This is a genomic window from Robiginitalea sediminis, from assembly GCF_002198115.1.
Lineage (GTDB): Bacteria > Bacteroidota > Bacteroidia > Flavobacteriales > Flavobacteriaceae > Robiginitalea > Robiginitalea sediminis.
In genome coordinates this window covers 443,252-468,688 of the sequence record NZ_NGNR01000003.1, presented here as the reverse complement: position 1 = coordinate 468,688, position 25,437 = coordinate 443,252, and the positions used below count along the sequence as shown (strand labels likewise).

At 56.7% G+C, this 25,437-nt stretch carries 24 protein-coding genes; 9 read left to right on the top strand and 15 right to left on the bottom strand.

The annotated features are described in order from the left end of the window. The first annotated feature begins 246 nt into the window (after positions 1 to 246). Complete coding sequence (locus CA832_RS11955; RefSeq protein WP_088341836.1) at positions 247 to 1,170, top strand: hypothetical protein; 924 nt, start codon at positions 247 to 249, stop codon at positions 1,168 to 1,170. A 51-nt stretch (positions 1,171 to 1,221) separates the two neighbouring features. Here the strand turns inward: CA832_RS11955 and CA832_RS11950 are convergent, their stop codons facing one another. From CA832_RS11950 to CA832_RS11935, 4 genes are all read right to left on the bottom strand, one after another. Further along, positions 1,222 to 4,245, bottom strand: coding sequence for a WD40/YVTN/BNR-like repeat-containing protein (locus tag CA832_RS11950; RefSeq protein ID WP_088341835.1), 3,024 nt, complete (start codon positions 4,243 to 4,245; stop codon positions 1,222 to 1,224). A 58-nt stretch (positions 4,246 to 4,303) separates the two neighbouring features. After that, the gene (locus CA832_RS11945; RefSeq protein ID WP_088341975.1) at positions 4,304 to 5,071 is read right to left on the bottom strand and encodes a LolA family protein; all 768 of its coding nucleotides are present in this window, start codon (positions 5,069 to 5,071) and stop codon (positions 4,304 to 4,306) included. A gap of 207 nt (positions 5,072 to 5,278) precedes the next feature. Further along, the gene (locus CA832_RS11940; RefSeq protein WP_088341834.1) at positions 5,279 to 7,780 is read right to left on the bottom strand and encodes an ABC transporter permease; all 2,502 of its coding nucleotides are present in this window, start codon (positions 7,778 to 7,780) and stop codon (positions 5,279 to 5,281) included. Positions 7,781 to 7,847: 67 nt separating this feature from the next. Then, the gene (locus CA832_RS11935) at positions 7,848 to 8,516 is read right to left on the bottom strand and encodes an ABC transporter ATP-binding protein (RefSeq protein ID WP_088341833.1); all 669 of its coding nucleotides are present in this window, start codon (positions 8,514 to 8,516) and stop codon (positions 7,848 to 7,850) included. Between the two features lie 61 nt (positions 8,517 to 8,577). Here CA832_RS11935 and CA832_RS11930 point away from each other — a divergent pair, with 61 nt between their 5' ends. Further along, entirely contained in the window at positions 8,578 to 9,276 is a 699-nt protein-coding gene (locus tag CA832_RS11930) for an arylesterase (RefSeq protein WP_088341832.1), read from the top strand. Between the two features lie 200 nt (positions 9,277 to 9,476). Here the strand turns inward: CA832_RS11930 and CA832_RS11925 are convergent, their stop codons facing one another. From CA832_RS11925 to CA832_RS11915, 3 genes are all read right to left on the bottom strand, one after another. Beyond that, a complete protein-coding gene (locus CA832_RS11925) occupies positions 9,477 to 9,713 on the bottom strand; it encodes a hypothetical protein (protein WP_088341831.1) in 237 nt (78 codons plus the stop codon). 247 nt (positions 9,714 to 9,960) lie between these two features. Continuing rightward, complete coding sequence (locus tag CA832_RS11920) at positions 9,961 to 10,197, bottom strand: hypothetical protein (RefSeq protein ID WP_088341830.1); 237 nt, start codon at positions 10,195 to 10,197, stop codon at positions 9,961 to 9,963. Positions 10,198 to 10,385: 188 nt separating this feature from the next. Next, a complete protein-coding gene (locus tag CA832_RS11915) occupies positions 10,386 to 10,997 on the bottom strand; it encodes a peptidoglycan DD-metalloendopeptidase family protein (RefSeq protein WP_158211927.1) in 612 nt (203 codons plus the stop codon). A gap of 164 nt (positions 10,998 to 11,161) precedes the next feature. Here CA832_RS11915 and msrA point away from each other — a divergent pair, with 164 nt between their 5' ends. Continuing rightward, on the top strand, positions 11,162 to 11,845 hold the full coding sequence (gene msrA, locus CA832_RS11910; protein ID WP_088341828.1) for a peptide-methionine (S)-S-oxide reductase MsrA: 684 nt from the start codon (positions 11,162 to 11,164) through the stop codon (positions 11,843 to 11,845). A gap of 82 nt (positions 11,846 to 11,927) precedes the next feature. Here the strand turns inward: msrA and CA832_RS11905 are convergent, their stop codons facing one another. From CA832_RS11905 to CA832_RS11895, 3 genes are read right to left on the bottom strand one after another with little or no spacing between them, the layout of a single operon-like run. Further along, positions 11,928 to 13,367, bottom strand: coding sequence for a hypothetical protein (locus CA832_RS11905; RefSeq protein WP_143542386.1), 1,440 nt, complete (start codon positions 13,365 to 13,367; stop codon positions 11,928 to 11,930). After that, positions 13,342 to 13,920: a hypothetical protein gene (locus CA832_RS11900; RefSeq protein ID WP_198944483.1), complete on the bottom strand. Its 579-nt coding sequence runs from the start codon at positions 13,918 to 13,920 to the stop codon at positions 13,342 to 13,344. The genes CA832_RS11905 and CA832_RS11900 overlap by 26 nt, the downstream gene beginning before the upstream one ends. Continuing rightward, entirely contained in the window at positions 13,904 to 14,392 is a 489-nt protein-coding gene (locus CA832_RS11895; RefSeq protein WP_317042287.1) for an RNA polymerase sigma factor, read from the bottom strand. The genes CA832_RS11900 and CA832_RS11895 overlap by 17 nt, the downstream gene beginning before the upstream one ends. Positions 14,393 to 14,645: 253 nt before the next feature. On the opposite strand from CA832_RS11895, the gene CA832_RS11890 reads away from it, so the two are divergent. From CA832_RS11890 to CA832_RS11875, 4 genes are read left to right on the top strand one after another with little or no spacing between them, the layout of a single operon-like run. Continuing rightward, on the top strand, positions 14,646 to 15,215 hold the full coding sequence (locus CA832_RS11890; RefSeq protein WP_088341824.1) for a DUF2911 domain-containing protein: 570 nt from the start codon (positions 14,646 to 14,648) through the stop codon (positions 15,213 to 15,215). Between the two features lie 11 nt (positions 15,216 to 15,226). Further along, the gene (gene meaB, locus CA832_RS11885) at positions 15,227 to 16,252 is read left to right on the top strand and encodes a methylmalonyl Co-A mutase-associated GTPase MeaB (RefSeq protein WP_088341823.1); all 1,026 of its coding nucleotides are present in this window, start codon (positions 15,227 to 15,229) and stop codon (positions 16,250 to 16,252) included. A gap of 40 nt (positions 16,253 to 16,292) precedes the next feature. Further along, positions 16,293 to 17,252 (top strand): glycosyltransferase family 2 protein, encoded by a 960-nt coding sequence (locus tag CA832_RS11880; protein WP_088341822.1) that lies wholly within the window; start codon positions 16,293 to 16,295, stop codon positions 17,250 to 17,252. Between the two features lie 7 nt (positions 17,253 to 17,259). Beyond that, a complete protein-coding gene (locus tag CA832_RS11875) occupies positions 17,260 to 18,126 on the top strand; it encodes a lysylphosphatidylglycerol synthase transmembrane domain-containing protein (RefSeq protein WP_198944482.1) in 867 nt (288 codons plus the stop codon). Here CA832_RS11875 and CA832_RS11870 read toward each other — a convergent pair. Genes CA832_RS11870 through mazG form a run of 5 tightly spaced genes read right to left on the bottom strand, consistent with a single transcriptional unit; the run spans position 18,113 to position 22,776 of the window. Further along, positions 18,113 to 19,780, bottom strand: a complete 1,668-nt coding sequence (locus CA832_RS11870; RefSeq protein ID WP_088341820.1) for an ArnT family glycosyltransferase — start codon at positions 19,778 to 19,780, stop codon at positions 18,113 to 18,115. The two genes, CA832_RS11875 and CA832_RS11870, sit on opposite strands and share 14 nt — an antisense overlap. Next, positions 19,777 to 20,346, bottom strand: coding sequence for a phosphatase PAP2 family protein (locus tag CA832_RS11865; RefSeq protein ID WP_088341819.1), 570 nt, complete (start codon positions 20,344 to 20,346; stop codon positions 19,777 to 19,779). Before CA832_RS11865 ends, CA832_RS11870 begins: the two co-directional genes overlap by 4 nt. A gap of 6 nt (positions 20,347 to 20,352) precedes the next feature. Continuing rightward, the gene (locus tag CA832_RS11860; RefSeq protein ID WP_088341818.1) at positions 20,353 to 20,580 is read right to left on the bottom strand and encodes a hypothetical protein; all 228 of its coding nucleotides are present in this window, start codon (positions 20,578 to 20,580) and stop codon (positions 20,353 to 20,355) included. A 13-nt stretch (positions 20,581 to 20,593) separates the two neighbouring features. After that, positions 20,594 to 21,973 (bottom strand): MATE family efflux transporter, encoded by a 1,380-nt coding sequence (locus tag CA832_RS11855; protein ID WP_088341817.1) that lies wholly within the window; start codon positions 21,971 to 21,973, stop codon positions 20,594 to 20,596. A 17-nt stretch (positions 21,974 to 21,990) separates the two neighbouring features. Beyond that, a complete protein-coding gene (mazG, locus tag CA832_RS11850) occupies positions 21,991 to 22,776 on the bottom strand; it encodes a nucleoside triphosphate pyrophosphohydrolase (RefSeq protein WP_088341816.1) in 786 nt (261 codons plus the stop codon). A 92-nt stretch (positions 22,777 to 22,868) separates the two neighbouring features. On the opposite strand from mazG, the gene CA832_RS11845 reads away from it, so the two are divergent. Continuing rightward, positions 22,869 to 24,509: an N-acyl-D-amino-acid deacylase family protein gene (locus CA832_RS11845; RefSeq protein ID WP_088341815.1), complete on the top strand. Its 1,641-nt coding sequence runs from the start codon at positions 22,869 to 22,871 to the stop codon at positions 24,507 to 24,509. Positions 24,510 to 24,516: 7 nt separating this feature from the next. Continuing rightward, positions 24,517 to 25,431 (top strand): SMP-30/gluconolactonase/LRE family protein, encoded by a 915-nt coding sequence (locus CA832_RS11840; RefSeq protein ID WP_233131795.1) that lies wholly within the window; start codon positions 24,517 to 24,519, stop codon positions 25,429 to 25,431. Positions 25,432 to 25,437 lie beyond the last annotated feature (6 nt).

Genomic DNA, 25,437 nt, shown 5'->3' with positions numbered 1-25,437 from the left:
CGGCTGGCGAGTACCAGGACCAGGGTCCCGGCAAGGCCGGTAATGAGCAGTATCAGTTCCATAACGCATACCCTTTAGTACGGGTATTATAGTAAAGTAACGCGTTTTGGGCGGGATTCTGCGGTATACCAGACCAGCAGCCCGAATATCCGTTAAATTACCCCAATCGGCGTAGCCGCTTGAGAAACCAGACCACCTCTGCGGCAGCCCAATACCTGGGTTTTTCCGTATCTTAAGCCTAAAAAAATGGCCCTGCCCCTGCTTCCCATACCCTCACGCGTATTACCCCTGGCCCTGCTGGCCTTCACCTTTCTGACTATCCGGGCTCAGGAGGCCCCAGTGTCCTACTACGGTTGCCTGCAGGAGGTATACCAGCGGGCAGGAGCGAACCTTGACAGTCTGGCGACTCGTTTTGAAACCGACCTCATCCAGGCAGGTGTCCTGTCGGACAGAACAGGCACAGCCTATCGCGAAATGTTGCAGCAAATAGCCTCCGGCATCCGCCTGGAGACCCGGGATATCCCATCATTCACCCCCCCGGCCAGTCCCGAAAAACTTTCCAGTGAAGCCCGAACAACGTGTACGGCTCTAAGCCCCGGCATTACGGATCAGGAACAAGAAGATCTTCCCTCCCGGTTTCTGGACCGGCGCGATATCCTGCGCGCTGAGGAGATCCCCGCAAGTCTTCAGGCTGCCTCCCTGCTGGAACTGTTGGATGCAGATGCTCTTGAAGATCCCTTCTACAGAGTAGAAACCTACTTTCTGCTGGAAGCACAGAGCCGGGAATCCGAAGCAGAAGCCACCCGCCTGAGGCAACCCCTGCCCCCTCCTGCCGGGATGCAAACCTTAGGGGCCAACCTGCTGCGGGTCTTCCTCAACAAACGCGACCAACTGGTGGTGGCGGACCAACTCCTGCCCTGGGAACGGCTTAAACCCCTGGTTTATGAGCATGCCCGCAGGTTTGGGGACGATGCCCGCTATATAATTGAACCGGAACCCGACGTCAAATTCAGCAGTTATACCCGGCTAAAAGACCAGATTGCCCTTGCCATCACCGAAGCTCGCCTCCAATACGCCCAACGGGTCTTCGGAAAATCCCTCTCCGGACTTTCCCCCGAGGAAACCCAATGGGTTTTCCGGCGGTTCCCCATGGCTATCAGTCTGCCATAAAAAAACCACCGCCTTGCGGCAGTGGTTTTATTCCTATTCCAATTAAACGGCTTAATCCATTTCCAGGAATTCTTCGAAACTCGCCAGTTGAAGGGTTTCCCCGCCCTTCACCCTGGGCTTTAGTTTCTCAAACTCGGCTTTGGCGGTGGCAAAACGGTCAGAGATCAGTTTAAAGTTCTCCATATCGGCTCCGGAAGGTGCCCCGTAGCTGCTGGCCACCTTACTGTATAGGTCTGCCATCTTCTCGCGAAGCTGCGGTTCTGCCGAGGCCACATAATTGTCTCCCGTGGTAATCACCAGGCCCTCTTTAAGGGTCTGGAGGCGTTCCAGATCGCGTTTGTCACCGGCCGCCTCTGCCTGTGCCATATAGGCGTCCACCTGGTATACCAGGTAGGCCAGGGATTCCGTCATGTCGAAGAGCTCCATGGTGGTCTTCTCCTTGGCCTTGCGGTCTTCCAGGGAAATACCATTGTCCTGGTAGACTACCTCGAAGGGATGCTCATAGGTCTCACGTCCCTTCTGGATGACAGCCTTGTACATCCCTGCCGGCACAGTAGGGGCGGTAAACCCTCCGAAGGAGAACGTCTTGCCCTTGGCCACTTTAGGTATCTTCCGGGTAAAGCCCCAGGAAACCACATTGATCCCAGCAGATTTCCCAGGTTCTACGTCGACAACCTTATTGCCATCCATATCCTGGATCTGCATGGTCATCTTCCCGAAGGTGTGACGCCGTTTCATATAATACTTCAGCTGACCCTGGGTGCTCCGGTTGGCCCCCACAAACTCGGTCTCTACCGTGGAATTGCCAAAACTGCTGCGCTCGTTGATTTCCATCGGTTTGGAATCGAAAAAGTGCAGGGTGGCATCCATAACCCCGGCATTGAGTTCGCGTAAAGGGGAAATATCGTCCAGGATAATCACCCCGCGGCCATGGGTCCCCATAACCAGGTCGTTGGTTCCCTTGTGCAATTCCAGGTAATGGACGGCTACAGGAGGCATGTTATTGCGGAAGGGAGCCCAGCTCAGGCCACCATCCAGGGTAATAAACAGGCCGAATTCTGTACCCAGAAAGAGCAGATCCGGGTTCTCGTAATCTTCCTGGAGGGAGCGGGCAAAACCTTCCACCTCATCGGTAATGATGGATTTCCAGGTAGCTCCGAAATCCTCTGTTTTGTAAGCGTAGGGAGCCATATCCCCGCGGGTGTGGCCGTCGAATACGGCATAGGCCGTACCCTTGTCGTGCACACTGGCCTCAATGTGGTAGACCCAGGTATTGGCCGGGAGTCCTGAGATATTGGCAACGGTATTGGTCCAGGTCTTGCCCCCATCGCGGGTGACCTGCACATTTCCGTCGTCTGTCCCCACCCAGATGATGTTCTCATCCAAAGGCGATTCGGCTATGGTAAAGATGGTAGTATGGTTTTCCGCCCCGGAATTGTCCATGGAAAGCCCACCGGAGTCTTCCTGGTTTTGCTTGGCCGGATCGTTGGTGGTAAGGTCCGGGCTGATGATTGACCAGGTTTCCCCCATATCCTCGGATTTGTGTAGGTATTGGCTTCCCATATAAAACCGGTCCGGCTGGTGGACGCTGGTGGCCATAGGGGCATTCCAGTTAAAACGCAGGTCAGGCGCCTGAGCTGTGGGTTGGGGCTGGATGGTCTTGATCAGTCGCTTTTCCGTATCGGTACGCCAGACATTCTCGGCACCCTGCATTTCGCTGTAAATAATGGGTTTGGTGGGGTGCTTCAACACCCGGAACCCGTCGCCCTGGCCAATGGAATTCCAGTCTCGGGCGGTAATGCCGCCCGGGGAAGAGGAAGGCCCATACCAGGATCCATTGTCCTGCAATCCGCCATAAACGTTGTAGGGCTCCGCGTCGTCCACGCTAACGTGGTAAAACTGGGATAGCGGAAGGTCTTCGCAGATTTCCAGGGTGCTACCCCCGTCCCAGCTCCGATACAGCCCGCCATCGGTACCTACATACATGATATCGGAATCGACAATGCTGAAGGCGATGTCGTGGATGTCCGAGTGCATATTGCCCAGGCTGCGGAAGGTTTTTCCACCATCCCGGGAAATACTGCCGCTGAGACCGCCTTTAACCACCACATCCTCGTTGCGCGGGTCTACCACAATACGGGAGAAGTAGAAGGGGCGTACTGTAATCTCAAAATCGTTGTTGAGCTGTTCCCAGGATGCCCCGGCATCGTCGCTGCGGTAAAGTCCTTTGCGTTCGTCCTGCTCGGCCTCAATTACAGTATAGAGTACCTGTGGGTTGGAAGGCGCTACGGCAATCGCCAGGCGTCCGAGGGCCCCACCCGGGAATCCGTTATGAATCTTGTTCCAGGTAGCACCGCCATCGGTCGATTTAAAAAGGGCACTGTTCCCGCCGCCAGACTCAAAGGACCAGCCGGTACGGCGGAATTCCCACATGGAAGCATAAAGGGTGTTGGGGTCGGAGGGGTCCATGGCCATATCAGCCACCCCCGTCCGGGCATCCGTATAGAGGATACGGTCCCAGGTAGCACCCCCGTCGGTGGATTTGTAAACCCCGCGTTCCTCACTGTCGCTCCAGAGGGCACCCAAAACGCCCACATAGATGATGTTGGGGTCTTCCGGATGGACCAGTACATTGGCTATGCGCTCGCTGTTGTCGAACCCGAGTTTTTCCCATGTCGCACCGGCATCTCGGGAGCGAAACAAACCGCATCCCACAGATACGCTGTTTCGCGTCCAGGTTTCTCCTGTGCCTACATAGATGGTATTGTCTGGATCGCTCGGATCCAGGGTCACTACCCCGATGCTCTGGCAATACTCGTCGAAGATCGGGGCAAAGGTAGTCCCGGCATCGCCGGACTTCCAGACGCCACCCCCTGCGGATGCAACATACATAATCCGGTTGTTGGCAGGGTGGACCTCCAGGTCGTTGATTCGGCCGCTCATCAGGGCCGGGCCAATGTGGCGTGCACGCAAGTCGCCGAAGACATTGTCTGCGCGCAAGGTGTCTTTTTGTTGTCCGGCAACGGCTTGTGGAAATGCCACCGCCAGCAACATGAGCCATATAAAAGTTCTCATATTACAGGTTGATTAAAAATAAAAGGCCGGTACAATACCGGCCTTTATAATGGGTGAGTTATTCTTTGGTCTCAGCTACTTCTTCCGGGAAGGCAAACGCAGCGGCATCTACCTCCGGGTTGAGTTCGATGGTCTCCATGGTAATGGGCTGGGAACCTCCGTTCTTAACCCCCTGGCTCATGGAGAAGGGAAAGTACAGGCCATCCACTTCCTGGTAATCGCTGAAGGTGACCCAGGACATCTGGCCCTTCATGGGACCCATATGGATTTCTGACTCCATGGCGATGGGCACGTAATTTTCAGTGTCGAAGTAGTAAAATGCCACATCTTCCTTGGTTTCCCCATCTATGGTGAGTGGCTCCTTTACGAGCTTAATTTTATAGGCCGGGGTACCTTCTACCGATTCTTCACCCACATATTCTACCGTATACCCCTTGTCCTTATAATCCAGGAAGGAATCCGGAAAATCGTTGGTGTTCAGCTTAAAATTGGCGGTGGCTTCCGCATCGCTTTTTTCTGCCTTCATGGTCATGAAGTTGGTGCTCCAAAGGGTTTCCCCATCGAAGACCCCTTGTTTGATTTCCTTGCCCTGAAACTTTATGACAGTCATCTGCCGTCCGTCGCTGAGCTGGTAAATCTCTAATGGGATCTCCATGCCCTGCTGATTGACTTTGGCAGTCATTTTCATCCCTGTAACGGCTTTAAGGTTCTCCCGACCCCCGATATTTTCAAAATAGTTGTCGAGGATCTCGTCGGCTGTCTGGGCCTGCAGGGAAGTCCCCAATGCCAGCGCCAGCGCGAGAACGGTGAAGCGAAGTGTTTTCATAGATTTCCGAATTTTAGAATTAATGGTTCTTAGCATAAGTAGCGAATTCCCGGGATTTGTTTCACTTTTTTCGGGTTTTTTTTTGGTTTGGGAAGAAAAAAAAATCATTTCTGGTAGTGGCTGACTGCAAGGGGTTTGCAGGGAAAAGGGCGAACTTGTTCCCGGGCGGGCGGGTGGGTCCCTGAACGGCAACCTCCCCTACCCCCTCTAAACCCCCTCTTTTCGGAGCACTTCCAAGGGCGGGCTCTTAATAACCCCACGGCTGTTCGCAAGGCCGATACCCAGTACCAGCAGGGTAATCACCGGGAAGACTACCCCGAAGGGGACCCAGGAGGGGGTAAAGGGAACCTCGAAAACCCCATAGGCCAGCAGTTCCGTAGCCAGTAGGGCCAGTACGGCGCCCATCAGCCCACCTATAGCCCCAAGGAAAAAGTATTCCATGGCCGAAATCCTCAGGATCTGCCGGCCCTGAGCCCCCAGGGTACGCAACAGCACACTTTCCCGTATGCGCTGGTATTTGCTGGTACGGACTGCGCCCAGCAATACGATGAGTCCTGTAAGGATACTGAAAAAGGCCATAAACCGGATCACCCAGCCAATTTTATCCAGTATATCGGTAATCACATCCAGGATCTGGCGGATGTCCAGTACGGTAATATTGGGGAAATTCCGGACCAGGGCCTGTTGCAGGCGGGCTGAGGAATCGGTATCCGGGGCATAGGTGGTCATCACATGGAACCGAGGGGCGTCCTCCAGGACTCCCGGCGGGAAAACCACGGAGAAGTTGAGCTGCATCCGCCCCCAGTCCACCTGGCGGATACTGGCCACATAGGTGTCCATCAAGACGCCCTGCACATTAAAGACCAGGGTATCCCCAATGGTTACCCGGGCATCGCGGGCCACGTTGTCGGAGAGGGAGACGGGCACCGGGCCGGTCCCTGCGTAACTGGAGGCCCATTCCCCCTCCTGAAGGACTTCGGAGGGAATCAGGCTATCCCTGTATGTGACCCGGAATTCGTGGCTTAGAATCCATTGGTTGATCGTTGAAGTGGAATCGGCACGGATTGCCTCCACCGTGCGGCCCGCAATGGAGGCCAGCCGCATGGTTACAATGGGGATATTCTCAAGCACTTCCATACCCGTGGGCCGTATCTGGGCTGCCACCGACTCTTGCTGCCCGGCCTGGACATCCAGTAAAATCAGGTTGGCAGCAGGCCGGTCATCCTCCATCCTGGCCCGGGCTAAAAGCATGTCCTGCGTAAAATAAAGCGTACTGATTAAAAAAGTTCCAATCCCGATGGCCAGGATCAGGACCAGGGTCTGGTTGTTGGGACGGAACAGGTTAAGGAGTCCCTGCCGGGCCTCGAACCCCCATCCGTGGGGAAAATACCGGCGCACCCCCCACATAATACCCCAGGCGATTAACGCCAGGACCAGGAAGACCGCGGCAAGACCAAGTACAAACCACAGAGCGCGCAGGGGTCGCTCCAGAAGCAAGACGGACACCCCCCACAAGACCCCAAAAATGAGCAGGAGAACTGCGGTGGTAATCCTATTGGACATGGCCGGGGTACGCTCTGCTACCCGCAATACGGCCAACGGACTCACAAACCAGCTGCCCAGCAAGGGCAGCAGTCCAAATAGGAGTGCCATCCCCACACCAAGGACAAGCCCCAGAGCTACCGGTTCCCAGTGTGTGCTCCATTGGAGTTCCACCGGTAGCAACCCGCCTATGAGTTGGGGGAATACCGCTTGCAATACCAACCCGAGACCTGTACCGACTATTCCTCCCAGGAGCCCGATCCCCGCGATCTGGAAAAGGAAAATCAGAAGACTTTGCCTGCGGGAAGCGCCCAGGCACTTCAGAATAGCTATGGAAGCCCGCTTCTCCTTCATGTAGATGTGTACGGAACTGGCAATCCCTAAACACCCCAGCAAAAGGGCGATAAAGGCCACCAGCTTCAGGAATCGCCCCACGTTTTGGTAGCGCCTGCCAAGCCGGTCGCTGGTGTCGGTATGCAGGTCCATATCCGCATTGGCGTCGTCCAGCACGGCATCCCAGCGGTCGTAAATGGCGCCCAGGTCCGTTCCCTCGGGAACTTGAAAATAGTAATTGTACTCCACCCGGCTGCCCACCTGGATGAGCCCGGTAGCTGCAATCTGGTCATAAGGGATCCAGATGGCAGGGGCCACCGAAGTGGAAACCTGCGTATTTCCCGGGGCATCCACAAGGCTCGCCGCTATGGGAAGGGTCAGGTTTCCGATGGTCACGGAATCTCCCGGCCGAAGGGCATACTGGGTCATGACCGTGGCATCCACCAGCGCCCCAGGGGCCTTCCCGAAGGCACCGGCAGCAGCTTCCGGTCTTGTGGTTAGTTCCCCATAAAAGGGGAAACCGGGTTCCACCCCCCGGATGCGCACCAGGCGGGTCCCTTCCCTGTCCGGGAAGGAGAGCATGGAGGCAAAATTCACTTCCCTGAGATAGGTCCCTGGAATAAGGGCTATGGTATCGCGGAGGGCTTCATCGGGTTCGGATTCCATATCTACCAGGAAGTCGGCACCCATGAGCTCGCGGGACTGGCCGGCGATGTTTTCCTCCAGGGTCATCCCGAAATTCTGGATGGCCACCAGGGCAGCGATACCCAGCACGATGGAGCTCATAAAGAGCAATAAGCGCCTGAGGCTGGCCCGCCCATCGCGCCAGGCCATCTGCAGGAGCCATAAAAGCCCTGCCTGGTTCTTCGGTATTTGATCTGAATGCCTGCTTCCCATTTGCCTATTCCAGGATTCTTCCTCCTTTAAGCCTGAGGATCCGGTCGCACTGCCGGGCCAGGTCCATATCGTGGGTTACAATCACCAATGTGGTCCCGGCTTCTGCATTGAGGTTAAAAAGCAGGTCTATAACACGGCTTCCGGTATCCTCATCCAGGTTCCCCGTGGGTTCGTCCGCAAAAAGGAGGCTGGGACTGTTGGAAAATGCCCGGGCCATGGCCACCCGCTGCTGCTCGCCCCCAGACAACTGGCTGGGGTAATGGTCCATGCGCTCGGCCAGGCCTACCTTGGTGAGGAGTTCTTTTGCCGTGGTTGCAGCAGCCTTGTCTCCCCTGAGTTCCAGTGGCAGGCTCACGTTCTCCAGCGCCGTCAGGGTGGGCAGCAACTGAAAATTCTGGAAGATGAACCCGACCTCCCGGTTGCGCAGGGCTGCACACTGGTCCTCATCTAGGGTTCCCAGGTCCTCCCCACATAGGCTCACACCCCCGGAATCGGGTTGGTCCAGGCCCGCACATAAGCCCAGTAAGGTTGTCTTTCCGCTCCCGGAAGGCCCCACAATGGCAAACCGGGTTCCGGCCTCTACCGAGAAGGTAATATCATCCAGGACGGTTAGGGTTTTTTCCCCGCTATGGTAGCTTTTCCGTAGCTGCGTTACGTTTAATATATTTGACATGAGCCCGTGGTTCGAAGGGCTGAAAATACACAAACCACCTCGAAAACCCAGAGCGCGCGCTATGTCTGCCTTCTTAAAATTTCGTTATTTTTTGCTGCTTGCCCTGTTGATCTCCTGTGGGGACCGGACGGCTCAAACATCTTCCCAGGCTCCTGCAGAGGAGGAACAAACAGCTGAACAACCCACTACCTCTGCCGGGAACGTCATCCTCTTTTTCGGCGATTCCCTCACGGCGGGTTACGGCCTGGAAACCGAACAGGCCTTCCCTGCCCTCCTGGGGCAACGCCTGGATTCCCTGGCGTATCCCTACCGGGTAGTCAATGCCGGGCTCAGCGGGGAAACAACCGCCGGGGGGCGTAACCGCCTGGACTGGATCCTCAGGCAGGAGGTAGCTGTTTTTGTCCTGGAACTCGGGGCCAACGATGGGCTGCGCGGGATTCCCTTAAGTGAGACCCGTGCCAACCTCACAGCTATTATCCAGGGGGTGAGGTCGCGCTACCCCGAGGCGGAAATCGTTCTTGCCGGTATGCAGCTCCCGCCCAATATGGGACCGGATTACACCGCAGAATTCCGCGCGCTCTTTCCCGAGATCGCTGCAGAGGAAGGCGTGGCGCTGATCCCGTTTCTGCTGAAAGGAGTTGGGGGCATTCCGGAGCTCAACCAACAGGATGGCATCCACCCCACGGCAGAAGGCCATAAAATCCTGGCCGAAAACGTCTGGGCGGTATTAGAGCCGCTTTTAAACAAGAATCCGTCCTAAGTTCTCGAACCCGAATTTTGATTTGGGAATCCCCGATGGGAGGCTGCAGGGGTATGGGCTAATTATACCCCCGGGGGGCCATAGGCCTGCAAGGCGGTTGCATCCTGCATGGTTACATTGATGGTTGGGGGCGGGGGCAATACCCCGAGTCAGATCAACACCCTATCCGGAAAGCTCCGGCATCAAACCCTGTCCGAATCTTAAGCGATCCCCTTGTCGTATTTGGTACTGAAGGAAAGTGCCTTCTTTACCCGGGAGCCGCTGCGGCGGTACAGGCGGGCTACCTGCTGCTCCTTCTGGGCCATATGCTGCTGGATCTCGCTGACCTGAACCAGCTCCATTTTTACACCTTCTACTTTTACTTCGGCAATGCGCTCCTGGGCCTGGGCAGCTACTCCGATGAAAAGGACAAAAACGATGGTGATTACAGCTTTCATGATTTGGGGTCTTTATCTGTAATCTGAACGGGGCAAAGGGGTGTACAGGCCCTTGCATTTCGTCGAAGAACCCTTTATTCCCGGTATCTGGCAAAATCCCGGATAAGCGGTATCAAAATCCCGGTGAACGGATCAGATGCCCGTTTCCGCTTATCGAAAGAAGTGGTCGTTTATCGGTAGGGTCCCGGGTTTTTCAGGGAGGTATTTTCGGTATTTATCAGAAATCAGGAAAGGCGCGGGGCGAATCTTAAGCGATTCCCTTGTCGTATTTCGTGCTGAAGGAGAGCGCTTTCTTTACGCGGGAGCCGCTGCGGCGGTACAGGCGGGCTACCTGTTGCTCCTTCCTGGCGATGTGCTGCTGGATTTCGCTAACCTGTACCAGCTCCATTTTTACACCTTCCACTTTTACTTCGGCAGTGCGCTCCTGAGCCTGGGCGGCTACTCCGATCAAAAGGACAAAAACAAGGGTTACAATGGCTTTCATAATTCGAACTGTTATTTGATAAAATAACAGCCCGATGAGGGGTCAAGGGGGGGTGAAATCGGCCAAACCCCCTTATTTTTCGGTATGCGACAAAAACGGCGCTTAAGTGCTCAAAAGCATCGGTGAACGGATTCCACTCCGTAAACCGCATACCGGGAAAACAAGCCGTTAACCGATGGTTTTGGGCCTCAGATTTTGAGGAAGGGAAGCGGGTCCGGGCAATTTTGGCGATAAAAATCCAGCTCTTCGGGACTGCAAACCCCCGGGTAGTCGCCACTATACCCTTCAAGATCCCGGATAAGCTGAAAATGCAGGTGGGGCGGATACCCGCCATTGTCGGCCTCCAACCCCAGGCTACCCAGCACTTCCCCGGCGCCAATCGCCCGACCCGGGTAAAGTCCGGTAAGGCTTTCAGGACTCAGGTGTCCGTAGAGGGAAAAGAGGCGCTGCCCATTCGGCATATCGTGCTCCAGGAGGATCACCGGGCCATAGTCCCCTGGGGTGAGGCGATGCGCCAGGCTGTGGACCTTTCCCGAAACCGGGGCCAGGACAGGGGTTCCGGCCGGGGCCCAGAAATCCACCCCCAGGTGGATGTTGCGGGGCACATTTTCCTGCCCTCCAAAATGGCCGAAGCCCGCATAAATCCCCCGACGCTCCAAATATCCCCCATACGCCACCTGCGCCTGATGGTCATCCAAATGAGTCAACACCCGAACCCCACAGGCTTGAAGGTCGAGGCCTTCCAGGTCTATCGGGATATAGTCCTTCGGGGAATAGGGGATTTGCAGCAAGGGTTTCACAGGAGCCAATTTCGGTTAATTCTTCCGGATTTCACAAGCGGGGTTGTAAGTATCTCCCACCCGCGGCGACCCTATCCCCGGTACCGGGCACCCAGGCTTTAACACCCTTTAGGGAAGCGGTCTGCCCGTCCCTTTGTATCTTCGAAAACAAAAAAAGAATCGCCATGCGCACAATTGGAAAAAGTCTGTACGGGGCCGCGGTCCTGCTCCTGCTGGTCTGCTGCCAGTCCCATGCCAAATCGGATGCCTCCAAGGAGGAGCCCCTGCCCACCCCCATGGCAGCAGATACCCCCCAGGACCTGTCCGGGTATGAAACCGCCTATTTCGCCAGCGGTTGTTTCTGGTGTGTGGAGGCCATTTTTGAAAGTGTCAGGGGAGTAAAAGAGGTCATCTCGGGCTATGCCGGCGGCCTGGAAAAAGACCCGACCTATGAACAGGTCAGTTACGGGCGAACCGGGCATGCCGAGGCCGTGGAGGTCTACTATGACCCGGAGCAGATCAGCTTCTTTGAATTGGTCCAGGTCTTTTTCGGCTCCCACGACCCCACTACCCTGAACCGCCAGGGACCGGACAGGGGGGCGCAGTACCGCTCCATCGCCTTTTATAAGTCTCCGGAGGAGCAAAAAATCATAACTGCGTATATAGAGGCCCTGGAGGAAAACCAGGTCTACGACCAGCCCATTGTAACCGAGGTGACCCCTTTTACCCTTTTCTACAAGGCGGAGTACTACCACCAGGATTATGAGCGCCGTAACCCGAATAACCCGTATATCCAGAATGTTTCCATTCCCAGGTTAAACCGATTCAAGGCCAATTTCAAGGAGTATCTCAAGGAGAATGCGCATTGAGCGCCTCGTAGGTGAGTAGGTCGCTGGGCCAGGACGGCCCAATAGAAGGCAGTAGGGATTTGGGATGGCGTGAAGGCTGTTGCTACTCTTTTAAGGTTACATCGCTGTAAGAGGCATTAATGACCACAGAACGGCCCGAATCTCGTTTCTGATGGTAGCCTTTCCTTTCGCTCCCGTAGGCTTTTGCAGGGCCCTCCCAAACGATCTGTCCGGGCAGGGACACATTCGAGGCGTGGTTGGCCACCCGGATCCCATAGGGGCTGTCCGGTAAAACGGCCCGGATTTGTCCGTTTTGCACCTGAACCTCCATCCGGCTGAAGTCGGACGCAATGGTGCCGATGTTCAGTACCCCAAGGTTATTGTGAATGGATACCTCCCTTAGGAGCCTTTCAATAGTCACCTCCGAGGCATTGGCCGAAAGCCGCAGGCGTCCTACCTGGTCCAGAAGGACCTCGTCAGAAAAGTCTGCCTGGAGCTTCCCGTTATTCCATGACTTTACCGCCACGGGGGAATAACGGACGCTTACGTCCGTTTGATCCCCGTCTATGGTGGAGGCAAGCAACCTTGAATAGGACAAGGTTGCCTGCATATTGTGGGTATTCCCAGCGAGTTTCACCTCCCCGTGGCGCACGTTGAGTTTGAGCCGGGCATCTTTCGGCATCTTAACCCGGATGGTCTTCTTGATGTTGAACTTGCGGTTCCCATCGTTACCGCGCATAAAAAACACCCTGGACCTATCCGCATCCTTCCGGGCCCTCAGTCCCATTTCGCGGGCCTCTACACGAGCCTTAGCAGCTTTTTCGCGTTCCTGTGCCCGCAGCTCCATCCGGGCCTCCCGCTCTTCCATCCGCCGGGCCATACGTTCTTCCATCTCGGCCTGCCGTTCTTCCATCCGAGCCTGACGCTCCTCCATGCGTGCGGCGAGCTCTTCGCCCCGCGCTTCCATCCGCTCGGACCACTCCTTCATCCGCTCTTCGTACTCCGGGGTGAATTTCTCCTTGAATTCGGACTGCCAACGTTTCATGTAGGCTTCCCCGTCCTTGGAATAGGCTTCGTAATCGAAATTGGGAACGGGCGGCATGGGTGGCAATTCAGGCATATAAAATCCGGGGACTTCTATGCCTTCCAGGATTGGAGCGATGTCCGGGATTTCGATGTCCGGCATCACAAAATCAAAATCGGCCACATCAGGAGCAGCAAAACGGTAGGTCCAGGCCTGGTCGGCGCGGGTGCTGATTTCCACCTCCGAACTGTTGCCCAGGATTTTCATTCCCCCGTTTTCGAAATAGGCCCGGGCCTCTTCCTCAGTAGCCCCTTCCAGGGTAATCTCGGCCTCCACTACCACCTCATTGCGGTTCCAGGTTTCAAATTCGATGTCGGCATGGGTGGTATTGAGGGATACCGAGACATCGGGAGCCACCTTGAAGGTTTCCTTGTAGGTCCTGGATTGCTGGCCCAGGGCGGTGCCCAGGCCGAGGACCATAAGGAGCAGGCCCTTACACACTGCTGATAACTGTTTCATTTTTCGATTGTTTTAATTCGTTCAACTTCGCTTTTAGTTTTTGCAACAGGTCCAACCGCAGCTGGAAATTCCGGATCATAGCCGTTATGGTTTCTTCGTTGGGGCCAATCTCGTTGAGCTCCCGGCTGAGGCTTTTGTATTCGGCATCGAGCTGCCGCAGCCGCTCCAGGTACCCGTCGGCCACGGCCTTGTTCCCATCGGAGATATCCAAACTGGCCAATTCCATACTGATGTTCGCCGCATAGTACTGCTCCAGCTTTTTCAGGTCGGGCGAGAGGTCCCCCAGGGAGAGGCCTTCTTCCACTGCAGTGCTATCCTGCAACACCACCTGGGGTTGCACAGGAACCGAGGGGTCGCGGGGTGGATAGAGCCAAATCCCGAGACCGAGCAGGCCCACCACGCAGGCCGCTAAACCCAGCCACAGATAGGGTTTGTTCCGTTTCCTGGGGAATTCGGCATCGAGCCGCTCCAGGAACCGCGCCTCGTGGCCGTCGGGCATGGGCGGGGCTTGCTGCCGTTCCTTTTCAAATAGGTTTCTAAGATCCTGCGACATGTCGTTTCTCTTTTAAAAGTTCCTTCAGATACCCTTTCCCCCGCATCAGGCGGGTCCTGCACGTGGCTTCGCGCAGGCCGAGGATTCCCGATATTTCACTGTGGTCGTAGCCTTCCACCAGGTAGAGCTGCACCACATAGCGGTATTTATCCGGCAGGTCCTCAATGGCCTGGTACACCTGCTGAACCCCCACCGGGAAGGACACTTCCCAATTTTCGGTTTCCGCCACAGCCAACCGGTGTTCCTCGAGTTCCACAAAGTGCTGCCGGCGCGCTTTGAGGAAATCGATGCAACGGTTAATTACAATCCGCTTAAGCCAGGCCCCGAAAGCGACCTCCCCCCTGTACTGGTCCATCTTCCGGAAAGCTTTGATAAAGGCCTCCTGGACCAGGTCTTCGGCATCCGCCTCGTTCTGCACCAGTCGCATGGCCACACAGAACATGCCATGGGCATATTTCCGGTAGAGGGCCAGTTGTGCCTTGCGGTCCTGCTTCCTGCACTGCTGGATCAGGTCGGATACTATAGCGGTCGACGATTCCAGTTCGGGTTGATTTTTGTTGCTGCCTAAAGGACGGGAGCTTTCCGGCTGCGTTTCAAAAACAGCTGATTTTTTGTGAAATTTTAGGAATTCCCATCCAAAAGGTAAGGCGAATCCGCGAGGGGCAGACGGAACCGGGCTGCGGTTCGGGCCGAATTCGTATTTTTAACCAAATAACTGCCGACCTATGAAAATCGTTAAGTGGATTGGAATTATCCTGGCCGTAGTGCTGCTGCTGGGTTATTTTATCGGGATGCCCTACCTGAGGGAACAAACCAAGAAGCACAGCCCGGAAAAGGAAGTGGTCTATGAAGCCTCGGGCATCACCCTTAAGGTGAACTATTGTGCCCCGTTCAAAAAGAACCGGGTTATTTTCGGCGACCTGGTCCCCTATGGAGAGGTCTGGCGGACGGGCGCCAATGAACCAACCACCTTCTCCACAACACACGACATTACCGTTGGGGGAAAGGACCTGCCGGCAGGTACCTACTCCCTTTGGACTATCCCGGGCAAGGACGTCTGGTCCCTGATCCTGAACCAGGAAGTCCCGGACTGGGGCGTTACCCTGCTCAGCGGGGGTGCAAAGACAACCCGGAACCCGGATATGGACGTATTGCAGGTTGCCGTTCCCGCCCTGGGCCTCCCTCAGCCGGTGGAGCAGCTCCTTATCGAATTCCAGATTGTCCGGGGCGAGGTGGTGCTGGTACTCTCCTGGGACCAGACCCAGATCATGGTACCTGTAAAGCCTGTCGCCTAAGCCCCAAACCCATGGCCCTTTCCAAAACGCGAAAACCAAGGGATATTGATGCCCTCCTCCGGGAATTGCAAAACGGAGACCGGGGCGCCCTGGCGCGGGCCATTACCCTGGTGGAAAGCACCCTCCCTGCAGATGTACCCGACGCCCGGCAACTGGTGGAGGCCTGCCTGGGCAGCGGGACCGACAGTATTCGCGTGGGTATTACCGGAGTCCCGGGGGCTGGAAAAAGCACCTTTATAGAAGCCCTTGGTCTATTGCTGACCGGGCAGGGGGAGAAAGTAGCCGTCCTGGCTGTAGACCCCAGCAGCAGTGTCAGCAAGGGAAGTATCCTGGGCGACAAAACCCGGATGCAGCAGCTCAGCCGCCACCCGAATGCCTTTATCCGCCCCTCCCCTGCCGGGCAGTCCCTCGGGGGGGTTACCCGAAGGACCCGGGAAACCATAAGCCTTTGCGAGGCCGCCGGGTACCGGATTATCCTAATTGAGACCGTAGGTGTCGGTCAGAGTGAAACCGCCGTCCACGGGATGGCGGACTTTTTCCTGCTACTGAAGATTGCAGGTGCCGGCGACGAATTGCAGGGCATAAAAAGGGGGATTGTGGAAATGGCCGATGCCATAGCGATCAACAAAGCCGATGGGGAAAACGTCCCCGCAGCCGAGCGGGCCGCAGCCCGTTTTCGACAAGCCCTGCATCTCTACCCCCCGAAACCCGGGGGCTGGACCCCGGAGGTACAGTTATGCTCGGCCACCGAAGGAACGGGTATTCCTGAAATCTGGTCCATGATCCTGGCCTACACCGAACGTATGAAAACCGCCGGGGTTTTTCAGGCCAAGCGCAGGGAGCAAAACCTGCAATGGTTCCAAAGGGCCCTGGAAGATGCCATGCTGGAACAGTTTTACCGCGACCCCGCCTTCCGGGAAGCCCTGGAGGCCGGGCGCAAGGCAGTGGCAGAAATGCAGGTAAGCCCCTTCCGGGCAGCCCAGTCTTTGGTAGCGCGGTTTTCGCAAAACCCGCAGACCGGTTCTCCCACCCCTTAAGCCGAAAAGAATTACCTTTGGCCCCAAACCCGCAACATCCATGGAGGTGCTGACCCACTCCCTGCTTTCAATCGTCATCCCCCTGTACAATGAGGAGGATAACGTGACCCTGCTCACCGAAAAGATACACGAGAGCCTCAAAGGATACACCTACCAGATTATCTATGTGGACGATTTTTCCACAGACGCTACCCGCAAGGTGGTCGCCGATATGGCAGACCCGAAGGTACACCTGGTTTGCCTGAAAAAGAATTACGGACAGAGCCTTGCCCTGGCCGCGGGGATAGACTACGCGGAAGGGGAATACATCATAACCATGGACGGGGACCTGCAAAACGACCCGGGGGATATCCCCATGATGCTGCCCCACGTCCTGGACGGCAGTGCGGATGTGGTAACGGGCATCCGCCAGAAACGCAAGGATTCCCTGGTGAAGAAAATCCCGTCCAAAATCGCGAATTTCCTTGTCCGCCGGGCCACCAAGCTCGATATAAAGGACAACGGCTGCGCCCTGAAGGTCTTTACCCGCACCATTGCCAAGGATCTGAACCTCTATGGGGAAATGCACCGGTTTATCACCCTGCTGGCCTACCTGGAGGGCGCCCAGATCAAACAGGTGCCTGTACGCCACCACGCCCGCAATGCCGGGGTTTCCAAATATGGCCTGGAGCGGGTCTTCAAAGTCATCGCAGACCTGATGCTGCTGCTGTTTATCCGCAAGTATTTCCAGCGCCCCATCCACCTCTTCGGGATTTTCGGGGTCCTGCTTATTATGCTGGGTATAGCCATAAATGCCTACCTGCTGATCGTTAAATTCGGGTTCGGGCAGGATATCGGTACCCGGCCCCTGCTCATTTTCGGGATGATGTTTATCCTGGGGGGCATCCAGCTGTTTACCATCGGGATTGTCATGGAACTCCTGATCCGCACGTACTACGAATCCCAGAGCAAACGGCCTTACCGGGTCAAAAATGTGCTGATCGGTGGAAAACCTTCGTAAAAAAGGAATGGCGGTGCTGAAGATCTCCTTCAGCCTCCTTCTGCTTTACCTGGTTTTCGACCGTATCCCTTTCCGGGAGGTATGGGCTGCAGCCAAAAGTGCAAGCCCGGTTTACCTGCTGGCTGCCCTGTTGCTGTTCATAATCTCAAAAGGTATTGCGGCCGTTCGCCTCAACGGGTATTTCCATCAGGTGGGCCTGCCCCTATCGGTGGGCAGCAACCTCCGGCTCTATGCCCTGGGGATGTTCTACAACCTGTTTCTCCCGGGAGGCATAGGCGGGGATGCCTACAAGGGATATGCACTGAAAAAAGCCTTCGGGCATCCGCTTAAGCCGCTGGTATCGGTCCTCCTCCTGGACCGCCTGAGTGGCCTTTACGTCCTTTTTGCTTTTGCACTGGTGTTACTGATCTGGGCGGGACCTGAAGCCATCGCGCCCTTTCGATGGGCTCTGGCAGCCCTCATTCCCGTAGGGCTGGGGCTTTATTTTGTCCTGCACCGCCGCCTGTTCCCGCAGATAACCCCTGTATTCTGGAAGGCCCTGGGCCAAAGCGCCGGGGTACAACTCTCACAGGTTGGCGCCGCTTACTTTATCTTTCTCTCCCTCGGGATACACGGGGATGCCCTCCCCTACCTCCTGCTGTTCCTGGCCAGTAGTATAGCTGCCGTACTGCCCATTACCATAGGGGGCATCGGGAGTCGCGAACTCGTCTTTTACTACGGGGCGGTGTGGTTCCTGCTGGAGGAACGGACCGCTGTGGCAATCAGTATGCTGTTTTTCCTGATAACAGCCGCGGTTTCCCTCTGTGGCATCTATTACCACTTCCGCAAACCGGTCCTGGTTCTGGAAGATGGGGGGAACCCTACGGGCGGGTAAGGTGTACCAAATGCCGTTGCCGGACCACCTTTCCGCGGGTTTCAGGGTTGAGGAACCGGGCCTGTAGGCGGGATATCCGGAACTGGTCTGCTGTAAACTGCCTGTCCCACTCCCAGCCATCTGCCCGCAATGCATCCAATTGGTCCTGGGTGACATAGACCCAGGGAGAGGCAACCTCCTTCAGGGATTCTTTATCGGCCTGCACGAGTGGCCTTCCGAAATAAAAGTCGAAGGCCCAGGTATGGGACGCATCAAGCTTGTAGATCCGCTCCGGGGCGAGGCCTTCCCCGGTCAGGGAGCGCGCCAGTTCGGAACCGGCCTGGTACTTGAGCAGTCGGGGGTAAAAATATCCGTTTAATACCAGGTTCAAGCCAATGGCCGCCAAAAGGCTGATGCCTGCCAGGCGGACCAGCGGGCTATCCGCCCTGCGATACAGGGCTACACCAACCCCTCCCCAGAGCAACAGCAACCCGGCGGCAGCCCAAAAGGGCAGGGGAAAAACCCAGAGCAGGATCCCGGCCACAGCCAGGAGGAAAATACCAAATACAGCAGCCTGTACCACGGCTGCCTTCCGGAGCCAGTTTTCCCGGCCCTGCTGTGCCTGTTGGTCCAGAAACCCAGCCGTCAGCACGGCAAATAGCGGGATTACGATATTCAGGTAATGCGGCAGTTTAAACTGGGCAAAGCTGATCAGCAGGAATATCAGGCCAATGCCCCCCAGGGTAAGCCACTCGGGCAGGGCACCCCCGCGCCCCCTGAAATGGCGCCAGGCTTCTGCAGCCCTGCGGCCAAATGCGGCCAGTCCCATGAGGGTCCAGGGCAGGAAGACCCATAAAAAGGTGTGGAAAAAGAAAAAGTAATCGCTGCTGTTTTTGCCTACGCCTTCCCCACTGAGCCGCTCGAAACTCTGTTCCCAAAGGATAAAGAGGACCCCGCTGCGGTGGTCCCGCCCCCGGATAACCTTCTCCGGGTGCAGGTCAAACTGGTGGTAATATGCATACAGTACTGGGGCCAGTACCAGGGCAAACACGGCAAGGGCCACCAGGACCCTGGGGTGAAACAGCCGGTGCCATGTTCGGGTAGCGATTAACTGGCACAATACGGGAAGCCCGATGACCACGATGGCAATCTGCCCCTTGGTGGAGAAGGCGAGACCCGCCCCCAAAGCCCCCCATAACAAACCGGAAAGGCGACCCTGCATGAGGTAGCGCATCAGCTGCCAGAGCGCAAAGGCCGTGAAGCCGGTCAGGACGGCATCGGTCCGTACGTCTATGACGGAAAGGACAATGGTCTGGGCACTCAGGAAAATCAGCGCAGCCAGCCGTCCGGCCTGCTGGCCGTACAACAGGTTGCCCAGGCCCTTAACACTCCATGCCGCTACCAGGGTCAGCAGCAGTGCCGGGAGGCGGTAAGCCCAGTCGCTGACCCCAAAGATCGTATAGGACAGGGCAGCCAGCCAGTAATGCAGGTGGGGTTTATCCAGATATTCCTCGGTGCCCTTCCACAAATTAAGCCAGTCGTTTTCCACCACCATGCGCTGCGCCATCACGGCAAACTGGGCGGAATCGTTCTCCATAAGGGTTGCAGGTAGCCCTACGGCATAGGCCAGGACTACCCCTGCAACACCAAGCCAGTACAACCGGTTCCCGATCATCGCATCCATTTTTGGTCCGCCAAAAAATGCAGGCGGGCGAAAAGCCACCCGAAGAAAGCGCCTATCAGGATGCCGGTGAGCACATCGGTCGGAAAATGGACCCCAAGATATACCCGACTGTAGCCTACCAGTAGCGCCCACAAGATCAGAAGGCTTCCCCAGAGACTTCGGGAACGCCCCCAATGGGCAAAGAAAAATACGGCCAGGGCCATGGCATTGGCGGCATGGGCGGAGAAATACCCGAAGCGACCGCCGCAGGAGGCCTTCACCACGCGAACCAGCCCGTCCAGTTCCGGGTCATGGCAGGGCCGCAACCGCCCTACGCCATATTTAAAGAGGTTGGCCATCTGGTCTGTGGCGGTAATGAGCAAGGCGATAAAAACAAGGAAAAGCAACGCCCGCCGCCAACCCAGGGATCGAAACGCGTATACCAGCAACAGGGCATAGAGCGGGATTGCCGCCCATTTATCGGAAAGCGTCAGCCAGAGCCGGTCCCACCCGGCCCCGCCCCAGCCGTTCAGCGCGAGGAGGGCTTCCCTGTCCCACTCCAAAAGCGTTTCCCACATACGGCTTTAGTCTTCATAGCGCGCCACTTCCCTGTCGTAGAAATCCGTGGCTTCTGAAATTAAACGGGTGCTTTCTTCCTCCAGGTCTTTGCGGTCCTCAGGGGAGAATTCCTCGAACCACTCCACCTCGTCGTTCTCCAGGTTGATGATAAACCTCGGGTACTCGGTATGGAGTACAAATATGGCGGTAGGGTAGTCGGTATTGTCTGCGAGCAGGAATTTAGGAAGGTCCATGGTCGTCGCGGTTTTACGGTTGGCCGGGACCGGACAGCAGGCGTGCCGTCCGGTTCCGGAATCGAAGATACAACATAATTGAAGAGGCCGTGAGCCCTGCAAAAAGCCCGATCCATATCCCCGTGCTTTTCAGGTCGGTTTTCAGGCCCAGGTAATAACTCACCGGAAAACCGATAACCCAATAGGCCACAAAGGTGATCAGGGTGGGGATGCGCACATCCTGCAACCCCCTCAGCGCCCCGAGGATGACCACCTGGAGCCCGTCGGAAATCTGGAAAAAAGCCGCCACCAGCAGCAGGGTGGAAGCGATTTGCATAACCTCCAGGGCGTCGGCCCGGCCCACAGGGTCTGAAAGGTCCAGGTACAGGGTAGGGAGCCAGTGCCGCCCAATTAGGAACAACAGGGCAAAGGCCACCATGAGAATGGCAGACATCACAAAAATCGAAGTGGCGATCCGCTTGAGCTCCGGATAGTCCCGAAGCCCTTTCTGGTTGCCCACCCGGATCATGGCCGTAACGCCCAGGCCCATCCCGAACATATAGGTCATACTGCTCAGGTTCAGGGCGATCTGGTTGGCCGCCTGCGGGTTCTTCCCGAGAACACCGCTAAGCCAGATCGCCGCGGTAAAAATGGCAACCTCAAAGAAGAATTGCAGGGCCGAGGGCAGACCCAGGCTAGCAATTTTTCGGAGTACTTTTTTCTCCACCTGACGGAACCGCAGGGCCTTTACATAAGGCTCGAAGTACGCACGCCTCTGGAACAGGGCCCAGAGGAACAGGACCATGACCACCCGGGAGGCCAGGGTCCCCACACCTGCCCCTACAACCCCCATTTTGGGAAAGCCCAGAGAGCCGAAGATCAGGAGGTAATTAAGGGTGATATTGACCACATTGGCCACAATGGTGGCATACATCGGGTACCGGGTTCGGGAGAGCCCTTCGGAGAATTGCTTCAGGGCCTGGAATACCACCAGAGGGACCAGGGAAATCGCGATAAGGTCCAGGTAGGGCATGGCCAGGGCCACCACCTCTTCCGGCTGATCCATCAGGTACATGAGCGGCTTGCCCAGCAGGATACCCCCGAAAAGGGCCAGGCCAATGCCCAGGCAAAGGACCAGGCCATTCTGCAGAACCTTCCTTCCCTGCCGGGGGTTGCCGGCCGCATCCGCTTCGGCTACCAAAGGGGTGATGGCGGTGGAAAACCCTATCCCCAGGGACATGGCGATAAACAAGAAACTGTTCCCCAGGGATACCGCGGCCAGTTCAGCTGTCCCGAGCTGGCCCACCATGAGGTTGTCCGCGAAGGCCACGAAGGTATGCCCGAGCATCCCCAGAATGACAGGGGAAGCCAGGCGGAAATTATATCGGAATTCTCGGGTGTATTGCCGGATCAAAACAAAGGGTTTCGGCGTTAGGGTTTAGGGTCGTGCGCCTTGGCCGCCTCCCAATGGACGTCCATCTCGGCCAGGGTCATCTCGTGGAGGGAGCGGCCAGCCTGCCGGGCGCGCTCCTCCAGGAACTGGAAGCGACGGATGAATTTTTTGTTGGTGCGCTCCAGGGCATCTTCCGGGTTGATCCCGAGGAACCGGGAATAGTTGACCAGGGAAAAAAAGACATCCCCCATTTCGGCCTCCAGGGCGTCGCGGTCCTTCCCAGCCCTTGCAGCCTCGAGCTCTTCCAATTCTTCCCGCACCTTTTCGAAGACCTGTTCGGGGGCTTCCCAGTCGAAGCCCACCCCGGCCACCTTTTCCTGTACCCGGTTCGCCTTGACCAAAGCGGGCAACCCAAGGGGCACCCCCTGGAGGACGCTTTTCTTGCCTTCCTGCAGCTTGATCTTCTCCCAGTTGGCCTTTACCTGTTCGGCATCGGCCACCTCGGTATCCCCGTAGATATGTGGATGGCGGCGGATCAGTTTTTCGCAGATATCGTTGGCCACGTCGGCCAGGTCGAAATCCCCCGTCTCTGAACCGATGCGGGCGTAAAAAACAATATGGAGCAGGAGGTCCCCGAGCTCCTTCTTGACCTCTTCCAGGTCGTTCTCCAGGATGGCGTCGCCCAGCTCATAGGTCTCCTCAATAGTCAGCTGCCGGAGGGTCTGCATGGTTTGCTTCCGATCCCAGGGACAACCCTCGCGGAGTTCATCCATAATAGTAATCAGTCGGTCTAGGGCCTTGAGCTGTTCGGTTCGGGAATTCATGGCTAAGAATTTCGGCAAAGGTACGGATTCGGAGATTTTGGCGGCGAACGGAAATTCCCGTAAATTTAACAGATAACCCAACCGATACCACCATGGCCCTGCGCTCCCTGTTACTCTTGCTTCTACTTGCGTCCTGCACTACCGAGCCAGCCTACGATGTTATCATCCGCGGCGGAACGGTAGCCGATGGCAGCGGGGCGCCCGCCTACCCCGCCGATATAGGGATCAGGGGCGATACCATTGCCGCCATCGGAGACCTTTCGGGCCAGGTGGGCCATTCCGAGGTCGACGCCACCGGGCTGGTGGTCTCCCCTGGGTTTATAAACATGCTTAGCTGGGCCAATGTATCCCTATTGGTGGACGGCCGCTCCCAAAGCGATATCCGCCAGGGGGTAACCCTGGAAGTGATGGGCGAAGGCCGCTCCATGGGCCCGCTCAATGCGGAAATGCACCGGGAGATGGCCACAGACCAGGGCGATTTCCGATTCGAAGTGCCCTGGCGCACCCTGGGCGGATACCTCAGCCATCTGGAAGCCAAAGGCGTTTCGACCAACGTTACCTCCTTTGTAGGCAACGGGACGTTGCGGCAATACGTTATGGGATATGAAAAACGAGCCCCTACCCCGGCAGAGCTGGATACCATGAAACGCCTGCTGCGCGAGGGAATGGAAGAAGGGGCCGTAGGGCTTTCCACTTCGCTGATCTACGTCCCCAGCGGTCATGCCAGTACCTCGGAAATCATAGATCTGGCCCGTGTTGCTGCCGAATATGACGGGATGTACATTTCCCATATCCGGAGCGAGGAAGACAGCCTTCTGCACGCTGTAAAGGAGCTTATTACCGTTGCGGACTCGACCGGTATCCGTTCCGAAATCTACCACTTCAAGGCATCGGGGCAGGACAACTGGGACCTGCTGGACAGCGCCATTACCCTGGTGGACGACGCGCGCCGGAGGGGCCTTAAGGTCACCACCGACATGTATATGTACAACGCCAGCTCTACCGGCCTGAATGTGCTGCTTCCGGCCTGGGCCAAAGACGGGGGGCACGAGCAGACCATGGCATTCCTGGAAGACCCTGCACAGCGGGAACGAATGATCCGTGAAGTCAAGTTCCATGTACCGCCGGAAAATATCCTGTTGGTAGGGTTCCGCAACCGGGAGATGCGGCACCTGATCGGGAAGACACTGGCCGATGTTGCCCAGGAACGGGGCATTGAGGCCCGCGAGGCCATAGCCCAGCTCATTTATGAGGATGACAGCCGCATTCAGGTGGTCTACTTCTCCATGAGCGAGGACAACATCAAAAAGAAACTGGCCCTTCCCTATATGTCCGTGTGCTCGGATGCCGGGTCCTACACCAACGAGGGGGTGTTCCTGGAGCAGAGCACCCACCCCCGGGCCTATGGTTCCTTTGCCCGGTTACTGGCCCATTATGTCAGGGAAGAAAAGGTGATCTCCCTGGAGGAAGCCGTCCGCCGCCTGACGTCCCTGCCGGCTACCAACCTGAAACTCGACCGCCGCGGGATGCTTCAGGTGGGCTACTACGCCGATGTGGTGGCCTTCGACCCGGAGCGGATCCAGGACAACGCGACCTTTGAATCCCCCCACCAATACGCAACGGGTGTGGACCATGTTTGGGTCAACGGGGTTGCAGTGATTTCAGGAGGGGAACATACAGGAGCCACCCCGGGCAGGTTTGTAAAAGGCCCGGGCTACCGAATGAACAAATAAACCACCTATGAAACCCAAAATCAAAGCGGTCCTCGGGACTGCCCTGCTGATGGCTGCAACGGCCTGTAAGGAAAAAACCGAACCCCAGGCCGCCGAAGCTGCAGACCCTGCCCCCCAACTCCAATTGGTGGCGGAAACCTTTAGTTTTACGGAAGGCCCCGCCACCGCGGCAAACGGGGATGTCTACTTCACCGACCAGCCCAATGACCGCATTTACAGGTGGGACGGGGCAACCGGGGAAATCGAGCTGTTTATGGAACCCGCCGGACGGGCTAACGGGCTTTATTTTGACCAGGAGGGATACCTGCTGGCTGCGGCCGATGAGAAATTCGAGCTCTGGCGTATAGGGCCGCAGAAGGAAGTGCAGGTCCTGGCCAGTACGTACGAGGGCAAGCACTTTAACGGACCCAACGACATCTGGGTTCACCGGGACGGGACCATCTACTTTACCGACCCCTATTACCAACGGCCCTACTGGACCCGGAAGGCCAAGGAAATCGAGCAGGAACAGGTGTATATGATCCGGCCCGGTTCAGAGGAGATCGTGCTGGCCGCTTCCGATTTTGTGCAGCCCAACGGGATTATCGGCACCAAGGATGGCTCATGGCTGTACATCGCAGATATAGGGGATAAAAAGACCTACCGGTACACCATAGGTCCGGACGGGACACTTGGGGAACGCGTCCTGGTGGCTCCTATGGGATCGGACGGGATGACCCTGGATGCGGAGGGCAACCTCTACCTCACCGGAGACGGGGTGCATGTCTACAGCCCGGAAGGCGATCTGCTCAGGCATATCGAAGTCCCGGAAGACTGGACGGCCAATGTCACCTTCGGTGGCCGCGAGGGGAATATCTTGTTTATCACCGCCATGGATGCCATTTACACCCTTAAAATGGACGTGAAAGGCATGTATCCCTGATCCCGG

Coding starts and splice junctions, on each gene's coding strand:
- meaB (WP_088341823.1), top strand. CDS start 15,227: ATGGCCCTTTCCAAAACGCGAAAACCAAGGGATATTGATGCCCTCCTC.
- CA832_RS11845 (WP_088341815.1), top strand. CDS start 22,869: ATGGCCCTGCGCTCCCTGTTACTCTTGCTTCTACTTGCGTCCTGCACT.
- msrA (WP_088341828.1), top strand. CDS start 11,162: ATGCGCACAATTGGAAAAAGTCTGTACGGGGCCGCGGTCCTGCTCCTG.
- CA832_RS11945 (WP_088341975.1), bottom strand. CDS start 5,071: ATGAAAACACTTCGCTTCACCGTTCTCGCGCTGGCGCTGGCATTGGGG.
- CA832_RS11890 (WP_088341824.1), top strand. CDS start 14,646: ATGAAAATCGTTAAGTGGATTGGAATTATCCTGGCCGTAGTGCTGCTG.
- CA832_RS11930 (WP_088341832.1), top strand. CDS start 8,578: ATGTCTGCCTTCTTAAAATTTCGTTATTTTTTGCTGCTTGCCCTGTTG.
- CA832_RS11935 (WP_088341833.1), bottom strand. CDS start 8,516: ATGTCAAATATATTAAACGTAACGCAGCTACGGAAAAGCTACCATAGC.
- CA832_RS11860 (WP_088341818.1), bottom strand. CDS start 20,580: ATGGACCTTCCTAAATTCCTGCTCGCAGACAATACCGACTACCCTACC.
- CA832_RS11925 (WP_088341831.1), bottom strand. CDS start 9,713: ATGAAAGCTGTAATCACCATCGTTTTTGTCCTTTTCATCGGAGTAGCT.
- CA832_RS11865 (WP_088341819.1), bottom strand. CDS start 20,346: ATGTGGGAAACGCTTTTGGAGTGGGACAGGGAAGCCCTCCTCGCGCTG.
- CA832_RS11870 (WP_088341820.1), bottom strand. CDS start 19,780: ATGATCGGGAACCGGTTGTACTGGCTTGGTGTTGCAGGGGTAGTCCTG.
- CA832_RS11905 (WP_143542386.1), bottom strand. CDS start 13,367: ATGAAACAGTTATCAGCAGTGTGTAAGGGCCTGCTCCTTATGGTCCTC.
- mazG (WP_088341816.1), bottom strand. CDS start 22,776: ATGAATTCCCGAACCGAACAGCTCAAGGCCCTAGACCGACTGATTACT.
- CA832_RS11880 (WP_088341822.1), top strand. CDS start 16,293: ATGGAGGTGCTGACCCACTCCCTGCTTTCAATCGTCATCCCCCTGTAC.
- CA832_RS11875 (WP_198944482.1), top strand. CDS start 17,260: ATGGCGGTGCTGAAGATCTCCTTCAGCCTCCTTCTGCTTTACCTGGTT.
- CA832_RS11840 (WP_233131795.1), top strand. CDS start 24,517: ATGAAACCCAAAATCAAAGCGGTCCTCGGGACTGCCCTGCTGATGGCT.
- CA832_RS11920 (WP_088341830.1), bottom strand. CDS start 10,197: ATGAAAGCCATTGTAACCCTTGTTTTTGTCCTTTTGATCGGAGTAGCC.
- CA832_RS11900 (WP_198944483.1), bottom strand. CDS start 13,920: ATGTCGCAGGATCTTAGAAACCTATTTGAAAAGGAACGGCAGCAAGCC.
- CA832_RS11950 (WP_088341835.1), bottom strand. CDS start 4,245: ATGAGAACTTTTATATGGCTCATGTTGCTGGCGGTGGCATTTCCACAA.
- CA832_RS11940 (WP_088341834.1), bottom strand. CDS start 7,780: ATGGCCTGGCGCGATGGGCGGGCCAGCCTCAGGCGCTTATTGCTCTTT.
- CA832_RS11955 (WP_088341836.1), top strand. CDS start 247: ATGGCCCTGCCCCTGCTTCCCATACCCTCACGCGTATTACCCCTGGCC.